Annotated in this window: 14 protein-coding genes; 10 read left to right on the top strand and 4 right to left on the bottom strand. The window is 43.8% G+C overall.

What is annotated here, in order from left to right:
* Positions 1-144 precede the first annotated feature (144 nt).
* From recF to dnaA, 3 genes are all read right to left on the bottom strand, one after another.
* Positions 145-1,392 carry a DNA replication/repair protein RecF gene (recF, locus tag AAEY83_RS03375; protein WP_025645325.1) on the bottom strand — a complete coding sequence of 416 codons (1,248 nt, stop codon included), beginning with the start codon at positions 1,390-1,392 and terminating at the stop codon, positions 145-147.
* 25 nt (positions 1,393-1,417) lie between these two features.
* The gene (dnaN, locus tag AAEY83_RS03370) at positions 1,418-2,593 is read right to left on the bottom strand and encodes a DNA polymerase III subunit beta (RefSeq protein WP_025645323.1); all 1,176 of its coding nucleotides are present in this window, start codon (positions 2,591-2,593) and stop codon (positions 1,418-1,420) included.
* A gap of 195 nt (positions 2,594-2,788) precedes the next feature.
* Positions 2,789-4,288, bottom strand: a complete 1,500-nt coding sequence (gene dnaA, locus AAEY83_RS03365) for a chromosomal replication initiator protein DnaA (protein WP_025645322.1) — start codon at positions 4,286-4,288, stop codon at positions 2,789-2,791.
* Between the two features lie 682 nt (positions 4,289-4,970).
* Between dnaA and rpmH the strand changes: the two genes are divergently transcribed.
* From rpmH to AAEY83_RS03325, 8 genes are all read left to right on the top strand, one after another.
* Positions 4,971-5,105, top strand: coding sequence for a 50S ribosomal protein L34 (gene rpmH / locus AAEY83_RS03360; RefSeq protein WP_007394757.1), 135 nt, complete (start codon positions 4,971-4,973; stop codon positions 5,103-5,105).
* Between the two features lie 179 nt (positions 5,106-5,284).
* Entirely contained in the window at positions 5,285-5,656 is a 372-nt protein-coding gene (rnpA, locus tag AAEY83_RS03355) for a ribonuclease P protein component (RefSeq protein WP_025645320.1), read from the top strand.
* A gap of 1 nt (position 5,657) precedes the next feature.
* A complete protein-coding gene (gene yidD / locus AAEY83_RS03350) occupies positions 5,658-6,053 on the top strand; it encodes a membrane protein insertion efficiency factor YidD (RefSeq protein WP_025645318.1) in 396 nt (131 codons plus the stop codon).
* Positions 6,054-6,360: 307 nt separating this feature from the next.
* Positions 6,361-8,043, top strand: a complete 1,683-nt coding sequence (gene yidC, locus AAEY83_RS03345; RefSeq protein ID WP_025645316.1) for a membrane protein insertase YidC — start codon at positions 6,361-6,363, stop codon at positions 8,041-8,043.
* A gap of 194 nt (positions 8,044-8,237) precedes the next feature.
* Positions 8,238-9,650, top strand: a complete 1,413-nt coding sequence (gene mnmE, locus AAEY83_RS03340; protein ID WP_025645314.1) for a tRNA uridine-5-carboxymethylaminomethyl(34) synthesis GTPase MnmE — start codon at positions 8,238-8,240, stop codon at positions 9,648-9,650.
* A 127-nt stretch (positions 9,651-9,777) separates the two neighbouring features.
* The gene (gene nrdR, locus AAEY83_RS03335; RefSeq protein ID WP_025645312.1) at positions 9,778-10,242 is read left to right on the top strand and encodes a transcriptional regulator NrdR; all 465 of its coding nucleotides are present in this window, start codon (positions 9,778-9,780) and stop codon (positions 10,240-10,242) included.
* 161 nt (positions 10,243-10,403) lie between these two features.
* Positions 10,404-11,453, top strand: a complete 1,050-nt coding sequence (ribD, locus tag AAEY83_RS03330) for a bifunctional diaminohydroxyphosphoribosylaminopyrimidine deaminase/5-amino-6-(5-phosphoribosylamino)uracil reductase RibD (RefSeq protein ID WP_025645310.1) — start codon at positions 10,404-10,406, stop codon at positions 11,451-11,453.
* Between the two features lie 383 nt (positions 11,454-11,836).
* Positions 11,837-12,511, top strand: coding sequence for a riboflavin synthase (locus AAEY83_RS03325; RefSeq protein WP_025645308.1), 675 nt, complete (start codon positions 11,837-11,839; stop codon positions 12,509-12,511).
* Here AAEY83_RS03325 and AAEY83_RS03320 read toward each other — a convergent pair.
* Positions 12,501-15,494, bottom strand: a complete 2,994-nt coding sequence (locus tag AAEY83_RS03320) for a response regulator (RefSeq protein WP_025645306.1) — start codon at positions 15,492-15,494, stop codon at positions 12,501-12,503. The genes AAEY83_RS03325 and AAEY83_RS03320 overlap by 11 nt on opposite strands.
* Positions 15,495-15,857: 363 nt before the next feature.
* Here AAEY83_RS03320 and fmt point away from each other — a divergent pair, with 363 nt between their 5' ends.
* Together fmt and AAEY83_RS03310 are read left to right on the top strand one after the other, a co-directional pair.
* On the top strand, positions 15,858-16,898 hold the full coding sequence (gene fmt, locus AAEY83_RS03315) for a methionyl-tRNA formyltransferase (RefSeq protein WP_037059049.1): 1,041 nt from the start codon (positions 15,858-15,860) through the stop codon (positions 16,896-16,898).
* 98 nt (positions 16,899-16,996) lie between these two features.
* On the top strand, positions 16,997-18,553 hold the full coding sequence (locus AAEY83_RS03310) for a transcription antitermination factor NusB (RefSeq protein WP_025645302.1): 1,557 nt from the start codon (positions 16,997-16,999) through the stop codon (positions 18,551-18,553).
* Positions 18,554-18,704: the final 151 nt, after the last annotated feature.

Here is an 18,704-nt window from a genome sequence, read left to right as displayed (position 1 = left end):
CAGCAGCTTTGTCTGTAATTGAGTGATTAGGATTATAATCTACAATTAGTAGTTACTAGCAGGCTGTATAGTTATAAAAACAAGACAATAAACAGATTAAATGAGTAAAGCTCAATTAGATCTGTAGTTAATGAAACCTATAAGTTATTCAAAAGGTGTTAACTCACCTTGTTTCATGTGAAACATATTGGGAGACGACCAATATTGATTGACTATCGGTAACACATCCGCCGTCAAGCTAGTCATAAACACCTGACAAGGCAGCTTAGCCAAAGTGGATAATAAAATATCTATCGCTCTATCGTCTAGTTCAGCGGTGATATCATCTAATAGTACAACTGGTGTAGTTATGGCTTGGTTATCAGTTTGCAGGTTTTGACTGGCCGATTGTTCAGCAGAGTCATCGTTGAGCAATAGTGGTAATTGCGACAGGCGTAATGCGGTAATAAGTAGCTTCTTTTCGCCGCGAGATAAGACGTTCGCAGCTTGCTCTTTTAACGTAGGTAGCTTTTGCTCTTTTGACGCGGACAGCTCAGTTGTGCTCGTCTGATACTCCGTTACTGATTTAGACTTCTCATCTTTTACACCCATCTCACTCTGGGAGCGCCAATGCACATGAATATCGGCACGGTGGCTACCGATACGAGTATAGCCAAGCTGTAGATCTTGGGCAAGACGCTCGTCTAACTGTAAATCTAGTGGTATCGCGACATCGTAGCCTGCATGGTAGCTTAGACTGATTTGCTGAGCATAAGACGGTAGCAGCTGCGCAATGCTTTTCTCAAAATAAGGCTGCCAAGCTAGAAATACTTGCTCACGATAATGATGAATAAGTGCCGCATGGTTAGCTAGAGCTTTATTCCAGGACTTAATTTCTGCTAATTGCACTTGGGTTAGACTTCTACTTTGCTTAAGTAAACTGTTACGCTGTTTTAATAAGCGCTGATAAGCTATCCACTGGGGATGAAAACTTTGTTTCATGTGAAACACTAACCAATCGAGTAGCTGACGACGACTCGCACTGCCCTGCTCGAGCATGTCCATCGATGAGGGGTCTATCAGTAATGTAGGTAGTTGTTCGGTGAGGATACTTTGGTTATAAACGGTATTTTGATTGAGGCGCAGGACGGTAGTAGCGTCAGTCTGCTTTTGAATCGCTAAACTAGCGCCGTCGGTTAAGACAGCATGGACAATGGCCGATGGCCTATGGTGCTGAACATAGCGTTTAGGCTGACTATGACGAAAGCTCTTACCGCGTGACAATAAGAATATCGCCTCTAACAGCGACGTTTTGCCACTACCGTTTTCTCCGATGATGACATTACATGCTGCTGCTTGCAGTTTGACTTGTTGAAGGTTACGTAAGTCTGTCGCTTGTAAACGTTCAATCATAATGATTACGAAAACCTTATCAAGCTTAGATACGCATCGGCATAATAACGTATTGATGGAACTCATCGCCTAGCTGGTTGACTAGCACCGAGGCGTTAGATTGGCTCATATGCATCTGTACATCGCCTTGTACCACGCCGAGCACATCTTGCAAGTAAGCGGCGTTAAAAGACAGCTCCATAGGCTCGCCTTGATACTTAGCTTGTACCATCTCCACCGCTTCGTCTTGTTCGGCATTGTTAGCTCGTATCTCAACCATACCATCGCTAGCAAAGTTAAATACTACTCCGCGTGACTTCTCATTACTCAAAATCGCCACTCGGCGCAGCACATCAGTCATCTTTTCTTTACTAAACAAAGCCAACTTATCAGTGTTACTAGGCATAACTCGGCGATAGTCAGGAAACTTACCATCAATCAGACGCGCGGTAAAAGTGACCATCAAGTCCGTGCTGACTTGTCCGGTGCTATCAACCTCACCGAACGGTAGACTAACTTGCAAAAACTCACGACCGAAACTTAAGGTAACATTATTGTCCTTATCTCCTAGCATCTTACCCAGCTCAGTAGCCAAGCGCTCAAGCTCAATCACTGCCTTACGCGGCAAAATCGCCTGCATATTCAAATCGCTATCGATATCGATCACACTACGCGCTAGCGCTAACCGGTGACCATCAGTCGCTACGGTGGTTAGCTGCTGCTGCGACACATCAAAAAGCATACCAGTCAAATAGTAGCGAACATCCTGAATCGCCATCGCAAACTGAGTCTTATGAATAAGATCTATCAGTCGGCTACGGCTAATCGTCAAGGCAGTGATATTCTCAGGATTCCCTAAGCTCGGATAGTCCTCGCTTGGTAGAGTGCCTAAAGTAAAGCGGCTTTTACCACTCGTGAGTAAGCAGCGCTCGTTTTCTTGCGTCGTCAGATTAATCTGCGCTTGTGCGGGTAACGATTTGCAGATATCTTTTAGCTTTATCGCTGGCAAAGTCGTTGTACCCGCTTCAATACAAGCACCAGCAGGCAGCTTAAGTTTGGAAGTCAGCTCAACTTCTAGATCCGAAGCGGTCAGTATCAGCTCAGACTCAGAGAGTTGCAGTTTTATATTACCCAAAATCACCATATTATGGCGCTTATCAGCGGCCTTAGCGATTAAGTTAATAGCTTTTAATAACGACTCACGATTAATCGATAATTGCATGCTAGGTACTCTTATTTTAGAAAATCTGTTTTTTAGGAGTTTAGGCTCAAAGTGATATCGCTAAGACATCTATCCTTAGAATGACCTTAAGTTTAAGTGATTAAATAGTACTCATTATAAACTATATTTAGTCGCTAAAATACCGCGCTACTGTTTTGCCTGTTCCTGCTTATTGTGTTATCTAACTCATTCACGTTATCCGGCTTGTAGCATCAGCGCTAGCGCCTTGTAGTCTTTGTCTACCGTAGGATCCTCAGCGCGTAACTGCGCTACTTTTTCGCAGCCATGCATAACCGTTGTATGATCGCGGCCACCAAAAGACTGACCTATATCTGGGTAACTATCACCTGTCAACTCCCGAGACAGGGCCATCGCTATTTGCCGTGGTCTGGCGATACTACGAGTACGTTTGCGGCCCATTAGATCTTTGACGCTGATATCGTAGTATTCAGCGACTACTTTGCGGATATTATCCATATTGACCGCTTGTACGCGCATAGCCACGATATCTTTGAGCGCATACTGTACCATCTCAAGCGTCACTGGAGCTCCAGTCAAATTAGAGTTGGCAAATACCTGATTGAGTGCGCCTTCCAACCTTCTCACATTAGAGACTACATTCTGTGCGATAAACAAAGCGCATTCTTTGGGTAGTATCATCCCAAAAGAAGCAGCTTTTCTTTGCAATATTTGTACGCGAGTATCAATCTCAGGAGGCTCGACAGCGACTGTCAGTCCCCAAGAGAACCTCGAGCGAAAGCGTTCATCAAATTCAGTCATTTGTGACGGATGACGATCCGAGGCCAGAATAAGCTGTTTATCGCCACTAGTGAAATCTGCAAATAATGTCAAAAACTCATTACTACTTTTTGTCTTTCCAGCTAATACATGAATATCATCAACAATTAATAAATCCACTTTTTTTATTTTCTTTTTAAAATCTTCTATTTTATTATTTCTTAAAGAATATACTAATTGATTAATAAACTTCTCAGAAGTGAAATAATAAAAACTTCTATTATTTTTCACATAGCGCTGAGCAACAGAATGCATTAAATGTGTTTTTCCCAGACCTGAAGGGCCATATATGAATAAAGGATTATGCCTATTTTTTGATTGACGCTTGCTCAGCTCGTAGCAAGCCTTGTAGGCGAGGTTATTCGACTTGCCGGTGACAAAGGTTTCAAAGGTGAATTCAGGGTTTAGATAGCTAAGAGACTTTGCATCAGCAGAGTCATTGGACGCTGCATATTGTTGGTTATTTCCAGCATCTACTTTAGGGTCAGAACCAAAGTTACTAGTATTATTTTTTGATGACGCTGGGGTAGGGGAGGGGAGATGAGGGTCGTTATTAAACGAAGTATCTTGAGAGTTGGCATGTTCGCTAGAGTTGATATCTGTAGCGCCTTGTGCCTGGTTCTGATCTTCGACTTGAGTGCTCTGGTTGGCATTATCGACACGGACTACCACGTCAATAATACTACCTTGACTGTGTTTAGCGACCAGTTGACGAATGTCTTCTAAGTGGTTTTTTTTGATATAAGAAACAAAATAATCGTTAGGCGCTCTAATAACAAGGGTTTGCGCTTCCTCATGCGCAGACAAAGGTCTTAACCACATCGTAAAGACGTTATCTTTGACATGATAACGTAAATCGTCCAAGCATTTATCCCAAAGTGTCGCCGTGTCTATCATAAAAAACCAACCTCATTAGCTTGTACTCAACAAGTACCTTAGCGCTTATATTTAAAATAATAGCAGTATTCACAGCCAAAAATCCTAGCTACCACTTCTTGATAAGGACTGATATCTGCAAGCTTAGTAATAACAATTTAAATAGATCTCTTGCTAGAAACCTCGGTAGCCTAAGACGGCTAATTTACCATAAACGGCCTGTGGATAACATCCCATATTTTGGGGATAACTCTGTGGACAGTTTTGGGGATAACTCACAACCTTAACTTACCCACATTTCACCCACAGCTTATCCACAGGGTTACCCATAGCCTATCGTTTTGATAAATAACATTATAGTAGAGTTATCCTCAGAAAAACCGGCTCCCAATAACAACAATACTTATATATATTAATAGTTAATTATTATAGAGAACGCTGAAATCTGTGGATAACTTTTTAAAACAGTGACAAAAGTAACTGTAATAATAACGACTAGAACGACGCAGATAACTAGCAAAGTCTCTTTTGTTAACGTCTTTAACGACACTAAAAGAGCGCTTTGAGCTCTATTGGAATCTATCAACAGTGTAACGATCAAAAGCGCTAGGAAAACAATGCATTAGTTCGTTGACCTGAATTTGTGACAATGGTATAATCCTGCATTATTTTGAATTTAGTCCATTATTTTGATAGGTGAGTTATGAAACGTACATTCCAACCCAGCGTGATCAAGCGTAAACGTACTCACGGTTTCCGTGCACGTATGGCAACGAAAAAAGGCCGTCAAGTATTGGCACGTCGCCGCGCTAAAGGACGTCATCGTCTTACTGTGTAATTGGCAGATAATCTCAGCAGATAACTATAACTGAGAGATAGCCATCTATTAAAAGCGCCTATATTGGCGCTTTTTTTGTCTCTATATTTCGTATCTAATTTATACTTAAGACCCTCATCAAACGCTGCGGTAGTTGCTCATTTCATAACTATCGTAGAGCTCTCATTTTAGGCCTTACTATGTCCAACCCTATTTTAGCTACCGAGACCTTCTGCTTTACTAAAGAGCAGCGCCTACTCACTCCAGCGGCTTTTCGTGAGGTGTTCGATGCTCCTGAGCGTAAACTCCATCAAAGTCATCTTATGGCTTTTGTACGCAGCAACACTCTTGAGCAGCCTCGGGTTGGGATGGCGATTACTAAGCGTAAAGTACCTACTGCGGTGAGTCGTAATCTAGTCAAACGTTTAATTCGAGAAAGTTTTCGTAAGCAAGCGGATAACCTAGAAAATAAAGATATCGTTTTCATCGTTAAAAAATCTATAAAAGGATTAGAAAATAAAGAGTTGATAAAAGAGATAAATAATATATTTAAAAAAATCGAAAAAAAATAAAATGATTTATTTAAAGATTTTAGTTAATAGGGTTTTTTATTTTATTTTATTCAATTTTATTAATATCTATCAAAAAATAATAAGTCCGATGATACCAGCACGCTGCCGCTATTACCCTACTTGTTCGAATTATGGCAAGCAGGCGCTCGCTTGGCATGGCGTTTGGAAAGGAGGTTGGCTGTTACTAAAACGCCTTGGCCGCTGTCAGCCTTGGGGTGGGCATGGCATTGATTTTGTTCCTATTCCCTTAGCTAGCTATCACTACATGCCTCTATATTCAGCTGTGACAGGAACAGATGAGAAAAATGAGTTAAATGACGCTAGTCGTCGACTAACTAGTAGCGTCTATCGCGATAACAGTAGCTATGTCGCACGGCTAAACTACCTTATGCGCTAAAAAAGTCTTAGATATGGATAACTTTTCATCTCAATAACTTGTTATAGTTATCCACAGCTTATCCCAGAGATACTCATATCTCGATAGTTATCCACAATTTATCCAAGTTACTCCCAGTTATGCTCAGTTATCCCCAGCCTATCCACACTCTTGGTATCATTTAGGCTCAATTTTTAGTAAAATAATGCACATTTTATGTTAATGATTGCTAACACTGCTATTGCTAGCATCACGATTCACGATTTAGTGAGTAATCGTGATGCGTGCTTTAATTTTAGTTCCCTAATATTTAATCTAGGACAGGTTTATGCAAAAGATATTACGGGTAATGATCATCATTGCGATGCTAATTACCGCTTATCTGCTGATTTTGGCATGGCGAGATGATTATGCTGATGCGCCAGCTGTAGAAACGACGCCGAACGCGGCGACTACAGTAGGAGGTGATATTCCCTCTACCACTGGCGCTGCAGGTGACATTCCGGCACAGACGATACCGGTTGACAATGGTCTTGCGACCACTACTCCGGCGCAAGACACCAATCTTATCTCTGTGACCACCGATCGTTATGATCTCAAGATCAATCCTGAAGGCGGCGACATTGTTTATGCTGCACTAAAGCAATACGATGCGACGCTCGATAGCGATGAGCCTTTTGTGTTACTAGAGAATAATAGTAATCGTGTCTATGTTGCTCAGTCAGGCTTAATCGGTCCAAACGGTATCGATACTGCTGATGGCCGAGCCAGTTATCGTTCTGCAGCTGATAGCTATACGATGAAAGAGGGGCAACAGACCTTATCAGTACCGTTAACTTATCAACAAGATGGCGTCACGGTAACGAAAACGTATACTTTCACTCATGGCAAATATCCCATCGATGTTAGCTATCAGATTCAAAACAGATCAGAGCAGCCGTGGCAAGGGCAGATGTTTGCTCAGCTCAAACGTGATGATAGCAAAGATCCCGGAATGTCTGATAAAGGCGCGCTGAGTATGGCGACTTATCTAGGCGGTGCTTGGGGTACGCCGGATGATCCGTACAATAAGCTTAAGTTCAACAAGTTTAGTAATGATGAGCTCAATGTTGCTAGTGATGAGGGCTGGGTTGGTATCGTCCAGCATTACTTTGTATCGGCTTGGACACCGGATAACTTCACCGGTCAATTCTTCAGCCGCGAGACAGGTAACGACTATTTCATCGGTTTTAATAGTCAGCCTGTCAATATTGCTGCAAATAAGCAGCTAACTTTAGACGCCACTTTATATGCCGGTCCGAAAGTACAGTCTGAGCTCAAAGAAGTTGCTGTCGGTCTGAATCAAACTGTCGATTATGGTTTATTGTGGCCGATATCGAAGATACTTTTTGCTATTCTTGATGGTATTCATAAAGTATTAGGCAACTGGGGTTGGTCTATTATTGTACTGACTATCTTAGTGAAGATATCGCTGATGTGGTTCTCTAATAAGAGCTACTATTCAATGGCGAAAATGCGCTCGTTGGCACCGCGCTTAGCGGCTCTAAAAGAAGAGCATGGCGACGATCGAATGAAGATGTCGCAAGAGATGATGAGTATTTATAAGGAAGAGAAAGTCAATCCGATGGCGGGTTGCCTGCCGATTTTGATGCAAATGCCTATCTTCTTAGCGCTATATTGGGTACTGGTTGAGAGTGTTGAGCTGCGTCACGCGCCGTGGATTCTATGGATTCAAGATTTATCTGCAATGGATCCTTGGTTCATCTTACCGTTATTAATGGGCGTCTCGATGTACATCCAGCAGCAGTTAAATCCGCAGCCTGCTGATCCAATGCAAGCTAAGGTGATGAAGTTTTTACCCATTATCTTTACCGCCTTTATGTTGTTCTTCCCAGCGGGTCTAGTACTGTACTGGACAGTGAACAACTTGTTTAGTATGACGCAGCAATATATCGTCAATAAGAAAGTGGAAGAAGAACAAAAACGTCGTACCGTTAAGGTGCTAAGTTAATTAAGTTCTGATGATGTAGTCATCTAAAACCATCGCTTAGGCGGTGGTTTTTTTATAGCTGAGTTTATTATGATTGTTTACTAAGCAAAGCGAGAGTACCGAGACGGCCTATTTCAACTTTACTTTGTCAGTATTAGATAAGGCGTCTATAATAGAGGTTTTGGTTATTGAGAGTGGTTGTAAATGCTATGCAAATGCCAGTAAAAGCTCAAGCAGGGTTGACTACGATTGCGGCTATCGCTACGCCATTAGGGCGCGGCGGTGTCGGTATTATTCGTCTATCTGGAGCAAAAGCTTATGACATCGCTTGTCAATTAACCGGTAAAAGTAGTTTTACACCGCGTCTAGCGAGTTTTTGCCGCTTTTATCAGGCTGACGGTACTATCATTGATGAAGGCTTGGTCTTATATTTTAAAGCTCCGCACTCATTTACGGGCGAAGATGTCATTGAGCTTCAAGGCCATGGCGGGGTAATACTACAGAACTTGCTATTAGCTCGAGTGTTTGAGCTAGGCGCTAAGCAGGCGACGGCAGGAGAATTCTCTTACCGCGCTTTTGATAATGATAAGCTAGATTTGGTGCAAGCTGAAGCCATCGCTGACGCTATCGATGCTACTAGTGCTGCCGCTGCAAGCAGCGCTATTCGCTCATTGAGTGGTGAGTTTTCAGATAAAATCAATCAGCTATTAGAGCAGCTTATTCACCTGCGTCTACACGTCGAGGCGGCGATAGACTTTCCTGATGAAGAGGACGTTGATTTCTTATCTGACGGGGTAATCCAAGACAAGCTTGAACAAACCCAAGCTCAAATACAGCAAGTACTAGCGACCGCTAAGCAAGGCCAAATGCTGCGAGATGGTATTCACGTAGTGTTAGCGGGCAGACCCAATGCCGGTAAATCAAGCCTGCTCAATCGCCTTGCTGGTCAAGAGCGCGCTATCGTCACCGAAGTCGCAGGCACTACGCGTGACACGCTAAGTGAGACTGTAGTACTTAATGGCTTAACCTTGCATTTGACTGATACTGCTGGTCTACGTGACACTGAAGATACGGTCGAGCGTATCGGTATTGAGCGTGCCCGTACGGCTATCATGCAAGCTGATATTTTGCTACTGGTCTATGATGTGACTCGTGATATTGAAGGCGAGAGCACTCCATTACAACTTGCAGAGCAACTGTTCGGCGAGTTACCAGAAGCTAAGCGTCTGTTGATTATTGCTAATAAAAGCGACTTATTAGCGACGTCTAGCAGCGATAGTCTATTAACAGCTGCACAAATTAAGATGCAGGATAAAGGCTATGAGCAGATCAATGTTTCATGTGAAACAGGTGCGGGTATCGAAGACTTAGTAGACGCGTTATGTGCTAAAGTGGGCTTTCATCCACCTGAGAATAGTCTTATCGCCCGTACTCGGCATCTAGACGCTTTAAGACGTACTGCTAGCTATTTATCAGAAGCTCATGAGCAACTAATAGTATTTAAGGCAGGAGAGTTAGTGGCTGAGAGCCTACGACAAGCACAAGGCAGCTTAGGTGAGATCACCGGTGAGTTTAGCGCCGATGATCTTTTGGGTAAGATATTCGGCAGCTTTTGTATTGGTAAATAAATCCGCATGGGCAGATAAGTTAACGTAACAACCATACCAGTAGCACACCATTATAATCATACTCTTTTGTGTGAAGCCGCTGTAGCTTTCAAGCAAATATAATGGCTAGAATTGGAGAGGATAAATTATGCATTGCCCTTATTGTAACGCTTCAGAGACCAAGGTGATGGACTCACGCTTAGCTGCAGAAGGGGCGCAGGTGCGTCGCCGTAGGCTCTGTAGTAGCTGTCAAGAGCGGTTTACTACCTTTGAGATGGTAGAAGTGGTGATGCCGCGTATTATCAAATCTAGTGGCAAAATAGAGCCCTATGACAATGAAAAACTACGTCGCTCTATTTTATTGCCACTGCAGAAGCGTCCGATTACCACTGATGAGCAAGAGGCGATGATTAGCCGTATCGAAAAGCGCGTCAGACAGATGGGTGAGCGTGAAATCAGTAGTAAAGTGTTGGGCGAAATTATCATGAGTGAGCTAAAAGTCTTAGACGACGTCGCTTATGTGCGTTTCGCTAGTGTCTATCGTGATTTTCAAGACATCGATGCTTTTCAGCAAGAACTGGCTAATATACGTCCTGCTGATAAAAACGATTAGTTAGCTGCTATTCTGTGACTGGCTTTACCATCAGCTTCATGTGCTTTATTCACGTGAAACACTTTTATAGGTTTAACAGCGTCATTATTTATTAACAAACTTATCAACAAGCTTGCCAATACCTTTACCTACTCCAATCACACTAAGCTTTTATTATGTCTATATCCGATCATGCGCAGCATGCCCAAGATAACTACTTTATGATGTTGGCTATTGAACAGGCTAAACAAGGACTGTACACCACTAGGCCTAACCCTGCAGTAGGCTGCGTTATAGTGCAGTCAGGGGAGATTGTTGGACAAGGCTTTCACCCAAAAGCTGGCGAGCCGCATGCCGAAGTATTCGCCTTAAGAGCAGCAGGATCGCAGGCAAAAGCAGCAACTGCTTACGTCACTTTAGAGCCTTGTAGTCATACCGGGCGTACGCCGCCTTGTGCGCTTGCGTTGATAAATGCCGGACTCAAGCGTGTCGTCATCGCCGGTCTCGATCCCAATCCTCAAGTGGCGGGACGCGGAGTATCACTGTTAGAGCAGGCAGGCATAGAGGTCACAATAGGCATATTAGAGGAGCAAGCAGAGCAGCTAAACCTTGGATTCTTAAAAGCGATGCGCACGCAACTGCCTTATGTCCGGCTAAAAATAGCGACGAGCTTAGATGGCCGTACTGCGATGGCAGATGGAGAGTCGAAATGGATAACGGGTGCTGCTGCTCGCGAAGACGTGCAAAGGCTTAGAGCGCGAAGCGGCGCCATCATTACCGGTAGTCAAACTATCATCGCCGATAACCCAAAGCTCAATGTGCGCTCATCGCAGTTAGGAGTTGATATCGGGCAAGTTCCTCAGCCTTTAGTTGTCGTGCTCGATAGGCGTCAGCGCTTAATATATGCTGCTGACTCCGCTTATGAGTTATGTCAGGAGCAACAAACGCTATATTGGCGCGAGGATGATCTACTGAGTCTGCTTAAGCATTTAGTTAGCGAATATCAGTGCTACGAAGTGTTAGTAGAAGCGGGGGCTAGTGTGGCTGGTAGTTTTCTTAATCAGCGATTGGTCGATGAGTTAGTTGTTTATCAAGCTCCTTGTGTCTTAGGGTCGCAAGCACGAGCTATGGTTGAAGTGAACCCATTGTCCTTGGCGCAGCAGCTACGCTTTCAATATACTGAGTCTAAATTAGTTGGCAGCGACTTAAAGCTGACTTTACAACCTTTATAGCAGCCCCTTAATAAGATGGGGATAAATACTACCAGCCTCACTGTTTCACATGAAACTGATGTAAAGTGTGGATAACTTATACTAGTTTGTTTCATATGAAACATTGTTTATTAAAAAATGATCATTATTTTGAAAAAAATACTAACCAAATCAATTGGTTGACTATAACTAAAAACGATTAGAAGTAAATTAGAAAACAGCACCTTTATTGTGGATAACTTCTTAAATATTCTTAGTTTCACGTGAAAATAGCTATAACCTTATTAAGTTATCCACAGCTTAGCCTTGTTATCCCCAGCATTGAAAATGATATTATTTGCTCAATTAAGGATAAATAAGTCAGTTCTATTTAATGTCATAATCTTATAGAGAAAGAGGGTCATATGTTTACAGGAATTATCGAAAGTGTTGGTCATGTCAAATCTATGCAACCTGTAGGTGGTGACATTCGCCTGACTATAGAGTCTGATGACTTAGACTTCAGTGATGTGAAATTAGGCGATTCTATAGCTTCGAACGGCATTTGTCTGACAGTAGTCGCTATGGGCAGTAATTATTATTCGGTAGATGTTTCACGTGAAACTATCGCTCGTACCGCATTAGAGTCCCTAAAACCCGGTCATATTGTCAATCTAGAAAAGGCTATGCTGCCGACAACACGGTTCGGTGGTCATATTGTCGCAGGGCACGTGGATGGTGTTGGCGTCATTAGTAAAGTAGAAAAGGACGCGCGCTCCATCTACATTGAGATCGAGATTCCAAAGGAGCTGGCGCATTATACGGCAACCAAAGGCTCAATTACGGTAGATGGTATTAGCTTAACCACTAATTTAGTCCGCGATAATATCGTCAGTTTAAACATCATTCCGCATACCGCACAAGTGACAAATATTGGCAAACATTGGCTGTTAGGGAATAAAGTAAACATCGAGGTCGATATCGTGGCACGCTATCTAGAGCGCTTAATAAACAAAGACAACCGCTCAGCGAATACTATCTCTAACCCGCAAACGAATATCACTGAGGCTTTTTTGGCAGATAATGGCTTTATGAAATAAATCGTTGCAGTACGTCTTGGAGTTTGTCTCTTTGCACCGGCTTAGTCAAAAACTCGTTCATGCCTACTTGTTGGCAGTTCACTCTATCCTCGGCGCTGTCATTAGCAGTTAAGGCGATAATAGCAATATCATCGCCTGCATCTCTGATAGCTTGCGTCGCTTCTAATCCATCCATCACCGGCATACGGCAGTCCATCAAAATAAGCGCAACCTCTTGACGATGCGTCTTTAATAAAGCGAGTGCCTGCTCACCGTTTTCTGCAACCACACTGCGATAGTTGAGCTTAGATAAAAGCTTGCAAGTGACTTTTTGATTGATTGGATTGTCTTCTACGACTAGTATCAGCGGGGTAGTAGCCTTCGTTTCAGCAAGTGTTTGTTTAACCCTTTCAGCGTTAGCTTGTTGGTCTTTAGTTGCTAGATTTTCGCTGGCGGAATTTGTTTTCTCTATTTGTAATCCTATTGGCGCTAGATCTGATATTTGCGGCGCTGCTGACTGAGACTGAGACTGAGACTGAGACAAGCGTATCAGCTCAGAGAGCATTAAGGTAATATTGATAGGTTTGTCTAAGAAGCCATCAAACTTTTCTAGCAACGCTGCAGGTATGCCGCGCTCGGGCTTCCTACTTAGCAGAATCTTTGTTGCAGTGCTATTATTAATGATTGCATCTAGGGCATTGTTAGTATCAGACGATGCTTCAGATAAGGCATCAGGCAGTGCATCATCAGGGTCAGTGTCTGAGCGATCGTCGCCAGGTATATCCTCGATTGTCTTTGAAGAGGAGCGTCGCGTAGCATTATATTCTTCATAAAACTCATAATCTAACAAGAGTATAGGCGTCAAGCTTGGCTCACTGGGCGTAAGCTCCTGCTCTAGATGAGCTAGCGTTGCTGCATTTAATTCGTTATAAACACTGATAGTCATCGACAAATAATCGCCGATACGCTGCAAGTAAGTCTCGCGTAGCGCTTGATCGACAACTGCGATTAGATGAATGCTAAGCAGGCTATGATGAAAATGATAGACCGGCTGATAGATAGGCGCGTGGCAAGGGATATACAGATCAAAAGTACTGCCGCATGCCGCTGCGCTCTCAACAGCAATGAAACCACCAAGCAGCTGCGCAAAGCTTTTTGAGATAGCCAAACCTAGCCCGGTACCACCAAACGTTTTTGTGATCTGGGGATTGGCTTGATTAAAATAGGCGAATAATTGCTGCTGCTCCGTCGCTGTCATGCCGATGCCCGTATCTTTAACCCTAAAACGAATCCACCCACAATCGCTATCCTGATTACTAACGCGACTACTAACACGAGTACTATCTTGAGTATGAGTCAAAGCGTTAGACGTAGACGTTTTAGACGCGGAGTCTGGCGCGCTGATAGCAGCGTTTGCGGTGCTGAGCTTATTCAATGGGGCTGGGTCAAGCTCAGCCACTTCTTGCATTGTTACCGCTTCTACAATGAGTGCCACATAGCCACTATCGGTAAACTTAACGGCATTGTCCATAAGGTTCAATAGTATCTGGCATAGGCGCTGGCCATCGGTCGTGATATAGCGAGGACAATGAGGCTCAAAATAGTACAACATATCGATATCTCGACGACGGCTGTTGCCTATCATCAAATCGCTAACCTGCTGTCCAAGCTTAAAGATATCAGTAGATTCGTTAAGGATATCTACTTTTCCGGCCTCTATCTTGGCCATATCGAGCATATCATTCAGCATAGTCAGCATAGAGTGACTAGACTGAGTGAGAATGGCTAAAGTCTCGCGCTGCGCGGTGGTCAAACTGTCCTTGTCTACCATGTCTAATGTACTAATAATAGCGTTTAGCGGTGTACGTAGCTCATGGCCAATGACAGATCTAAGCTCAGTAGATGATTTGGCTTGACTCTCAAGGGTGTGATTTTTTAGACGTAGATCTTCGCATTTCTTGACAAAGGAATTAACATTATTCAGCAGCGCCGTAAATCCGCGAACTTGACCATGCGCGCCGAACCAAGGAGAGAGATGCAGCTGATAAGGCTGGTTGTTCTCTAGACCATAAACCAGTAGTGTACGCGTGACGCGCTCAGCGCTAAGATCTAATAATAGTTGCTGCGTGGCTTTGTCACTACCTGTCAAAAAGTCGCTTAAACTATAACTGACTTCACTTTGAAAAACGGTAGCAAAAACCTGCTCAAAACGTGGGTTAAAAAAACTGATTTGTCCTTGCCGGGTGATCGTCAGCATAGGTAGCGGCGCGCCATCCACCAAACGCTCCAAGCGGTGTCTTAGGGTGTTGATGCGCCGATGGTCATTATGCAGCTGATACTTAATACGGCTAAGCGCATGCCCTAAGCGTAAAAATTCAGAGGTAGTCTTCTCTAATGGAAAAGGTGCTGGGGTATAGGCTTCCTTAGCATCCTCACTTAGAGTGTCAGTATAAAGTAGCAGCTGCTGCCAGTTCGCTTGACGGCGAAGCACATAAAGTAGCGCTATTATAAAAAGTACAAGAGCGGCTATCAACGGTAGCCAATAGCGGTAAGATGTCCAGTTGACATCCGGTATATGATGGCGCAAAACAAGGTAGAGCTGATACCCTCCTTTAAGGCTAATATCCGCTCTGAGCGTTTGGTTGTCTAGTTGATACAAGTTTTTTGCATTGGAGGTAGTCGCTGGAAAACTAACAGCAACAAGCGCAGTCTCATTTGGGCGCGTGTGATTATAGATATATGTCTGACCTGAGGGCAGCATAAAAATCAGCTGATAACTGATGTCTTGGAAATAAGGCTTTTTTAGTATGTTTTCGACATCGTCATTGGTTATCGCTGCATGTTCAGTCACGTCATACTGCAAATTATTAAAAATATCCAGACTACGTCTCTCGCTATGATGCCTAAGCTCCATATAAAGCGCTGCATAATACGAAGACAATAGGATCACTAAGGTCAAAGTATAAAAGAGCAGTAGGCGTTTTAGAGACTGAAAATTTTGCATAAGATTATAATCCTATGCTTGCAAAAAAAGGCAAGCGGATACAGTGATCACTAGAGTCTGAGAGTTAGAGCGGGCTACAAATTTGCAGCATGTTTTTTGCGTTAAAACCTTAGGGTTATTATTTGCTATGCTAAGACCACTATTATAATAGCAAGAAATTTGTAGATAACCTCATCTTAATCATCAGCATGACGCTCAAGGTGCTTAGTCCCTTGCTAACAGACATGGCACAAGCCCTCAAACTCACTTATAATATGACAAACTATAATATCATGTTTACCAGTAGCCGATAGTTAGGGCTTAGTACTGGCAAAAGCTATAAGAATTATAAGGAAAAGAATGACTGCTACTGACGATACATTGATGAATGACGCTGATACTGGTTTACCACTCTCTACAGCTAAAAGACGTGTGGTGTTTGCTGGCACCCCTGAATTTGCAGCGACTAGCCTACAGGCGCTTATTGCACAGCAAGAGTCGCTAGGTATAGAGATTGTTGCGGTCTATACTCAGCCCGATCGCAAAGCAGGACGCGGTCAAAAACTCAGTACTTCGGCAGTCAAGCAAGTGGCTATAGATAACGATATCGTAGTTGAGCAGCCTGCTACTTTCAAGAAGTCTAGCGCCGAGGGCATGGCCGCTCGGCAAACCCTGCGTACCTACCAGCCTGATGTAATGATTGTCGCCGCTTATGGACTTATTTTACCGATTGGTGTGTTAAAGACGCCGGCTTTAGGCTGCTTAAATATTCATGCGTCATTACTGCCACGATGGCGCGGGGCTGCGCCCATTCATCGCGCGCTACTCGCTGGGGATGAAGAGACAGGCATTACCATTATGCAGATGGACAAGGGACTTGATACCGGTGATATGCTCTATAAAGTGAGCACTGAGATTACTGAAGACGATAGCGCGGCAAGCTTACACGACAAGCTGGCAGACTTAGGCGCTCAGGCGATCATCACCGTCATGCAAGACTTAGAGAGTTATCAGGCCAAAGCCATCAAGCAAAATGATGCCGAGGCCAATTATGCCGAAAAATTAGTCAAGTCAGAAGGTGAGATTGATTGGGCGCAGTCGGCGGCGACTATTGAGCGGCAGATACGCGGGTTAAATCCTTGGCCAGGTACTTATACCTTTTTGCAGGGTCAGCGAGTCAAGATTCTAGCCAGTTTGCCTGTCAATGAGACGCAGCCTACAGATAAACCTGCTGGTACTGTCATTAGTGTTGGCCGCAAGGCTATCTTAGTCGCTTGTGGAAAACAGGATGATCAAACACAAGCAGGGACTCTAGCGATTACTCAGCTACAGTTTGCCGGTAGCAAGCCTGTCAGCGCCGAGCAAGTCTGCCATGGCAATCAATTAGACGATGGCGATCGATTCACCGCCAATCCTGATCAGTGATAACAGCTGAACAGTAATAACAGCTAGTCAATAACAAAGATCGGCAAACTCTAGCCAAACATGACGCTACTAATCAAACGTCAAGGAAATAAAACTTAATGAGACAACCGTCAACAGCGTCTAACCCCAATAGTAAAACTCCCAAACCTTCAAGTAATCTAAAAATGGTCGGTAGCGTGCGCGTACGTGTCATTCGTACTTTGCTTGCCATCCAAAACGGTCAGTCACTCTCAAGCGTACTCGACCCTCTACTGAACAGCTTGTACGAAGGCGATAAAGGCTTTGCCCATGCACTACTATTGACCACTTTGCGCCAGTGGTTTGCGCTTGAGCGTCTGCTCGATAGCCTAGCGGATAATCCTATCGATGAGATCGAGGTGCGTACGACTATCCTAGTGGGGCTGACGCAGCTGCTGTATCTAGAAGTCGCTGATCATGCCGCTATCCACGAAACGGTTGAATCGGTTAAGGAGATTGAGTTTGCGCACGCAAGCGGCCTGACCAATGCTATCTTGCGCAAAGTCGCTAAGAACCCGAGCAAGTTCCGTAAAAAGTGCGACAAAAAACACAGCCTGCCAAACTGGTTGGCCTATCAGCTTAAGCAAGATTGGTCTGAGCATTACGATGAGCTGATGCGAGGTCTACGCCAGCCTGCACCGATGTTCTTGCGAGTAAATACGGTTGATGCTTCAGTAAGTGACTACCAAAAAACGCTACAGCAAGCCGATATCAGCGCTGAATGGGTAGAGGTGAAAACAGGTCTGTCACTATCACAAGCTACTGATAATAAGGATAGAGTAAACACAGTCATTGATCATCAAGCGCTGCGCTTAGAGCAGAGCAGAGCAGTCAGCGGTTTACCTAGTTTTGCTGAAGGCGGCTTGAGTATTCAAGATCTATACGCTCAGCTAGCCGCGCCTATTATCCAACAAGCGCTTGTGCATAAAGAAGCTACTGAGGCGAGTGTAGGCGAGAACAGGGCGGTGTCTAAGCTTACGCTATTAGATGCTTGCGCCGCTCCCGGTGGTAAGCTGGCCCACTGGCTTGAGCTATTAAATAGTGAAGATGGGTCAGCATTGTTTCATGTGAAACAAGATAAGGCTGACGATGCTAATATCAAGCTAGTCGCTATTGATAATGAAGCACCGCGTATAGAGCGCATTCACGATAACTTGCAGCGCTTAAAACTTGAGCAAGCCAATAATAGTATCGATCTAGATATTGTCTGTGCGGATGCGACGCGTTGGCAATTGGCTGAAAAGGGCTTTGATAAGTTAGCAGTGTTTGACGCTATTCTTTTAGACGCGCCGTGCACTGCGACTGGGGTCATCCGTCGCCATCCTGATATCAGTATTTTGCGTAGTGAAGAAGACATCGAGCAAACCGCTGCGTTGCAGGCGGATATTTTGCATAATCTGTGGCCACAGCTCAAAGTCGGTGGTTATTTACTTTATGTGACTTGCTCGATATTGAAGCAAGAAAACACGCTACAAATGCAGGATTTTTTAAGCAAAAATAACGATGCGACAGCTATCGAGTTTACCGATGACAGCAATTGGGGCATTGAGCAGGACATCGGCCGTCAGTGCTTGCCGATAGATAGCACAGGCGGGGATGGCTTTTATTATGCGTTGTTGCAAAAAATAGCTAAGTAAACGTGCTTTAAATTACAGATGGATAATCGTGATTTGCGTCAGCCTACAAAAGCCATTGGCAAATTAGTAGTTTAATTAGGGCGTGTTGAACATTCGACCATGGCACTGACAGAGACTATTTTTTAGGCGATTTGCAGATAAAAATGGTAAG

The organism is Psychrobacter sp. TB20-MNA-CIBAN-0197, from assembly GCF_040309765.1.
GTDB classification, from domain to species: domain Bacteria; phylum Pseudomonadota; class Gammaproteobacteria; order Pseudomonadales; family Moraxellaceae; genus Psychrobacter; species Psychrobacter submarinus.
The sequence above is the reverse complement of the archived record's forward strand: the minus strand, read 5'-3'. Positions and strand labels throughout refer to the sequence as shown.

Bases quoted from the DNA above. Each gene is read 5' to 3' on its own strand.
- mnmE (WP_025645314.1), top strand. From the start codon at position 8,238: ATGCCAGTAAAAGCTCAAGCAGGGTTGACTACGATTGCGGCTATCGCT.
- rpmH (WP_007394757.1), top strand. From the start codon at position 4,971: ATGAAACGTACATTCCAACCCAGCGTGATCAAGCGTAAACGTACTCAC.
- fmt (WP_037059049.1), top strand. From the start codon at position 15,858: ATGAATGACGCTGATACTGGTTTACCACTCTCTACAGCTAAAAGACGT.
- AAEY83_RS03320 (WP_025645306.1), bottom strand. From the start codon at position 15,494: ATGCAAAATTTTCAGTCTCTAAAACGCCTACTGCTCTTTTATACTTTG.
- rnpA (WP_025645320.1), top strand. From the start codon at position 5,285: ATGTCCAACCCTATTTTAGCTACCGAGACCTTCTGCTTTACTAAAGAG.
- recF (WP_025645325.1), bottom strand. From the start codon at position 1,392: ATGATTGAACGTTTACAAGCGACAGACTTACGTAACCTTCAACAAGTC.
- dnaA (WP_025645322.1), bottom strand. From the start codon at position 4,288: ATGATAGACACGGCGACACTTTGGGATAAATGCTTGGACGATTTACGT.
- AAEY83_RS03325 (WP_025645308.1), top strand. From the start codon at position 11,837: ATGTTTACAGGAATTATCGAAAGTGTTGGTCATGTCAAATCTATGCAA.
- yidC (WP_025645316.1), top strand. From the start codon at position 6,361: ATGCAAAAGATATTACGGGTAATGATCATCATTGCGATGCTAATTACC.
- dnaN (WP_025645323.1), bottom strand. From the start codon at position 2,593: ATGCAATTATCGATTAATCGTGAGTCGTTATTAAAAGCTATTAACTTA.
- yidD (WP_025645318.1), top strand. From the start codon at position 5,658: ATGATTTATTTAAAGATTTTAGTTAATAGGGTTTTTTATTTTATTTTA.
- nrdR (WP_025645312.1), top strand. From the start codon at position 9,778: ATGCATTGCCCTTATTGTAACGCTTCAGAGACCAAGGTGATGGACTCA.
- AAEY83_RS03310 (WP_025645302.1), top strand. From the start codon at position 16,997: ATGAGACAACCGTCAACAGCGTCTAACCCCAATAGTAAAACTCCCAAA.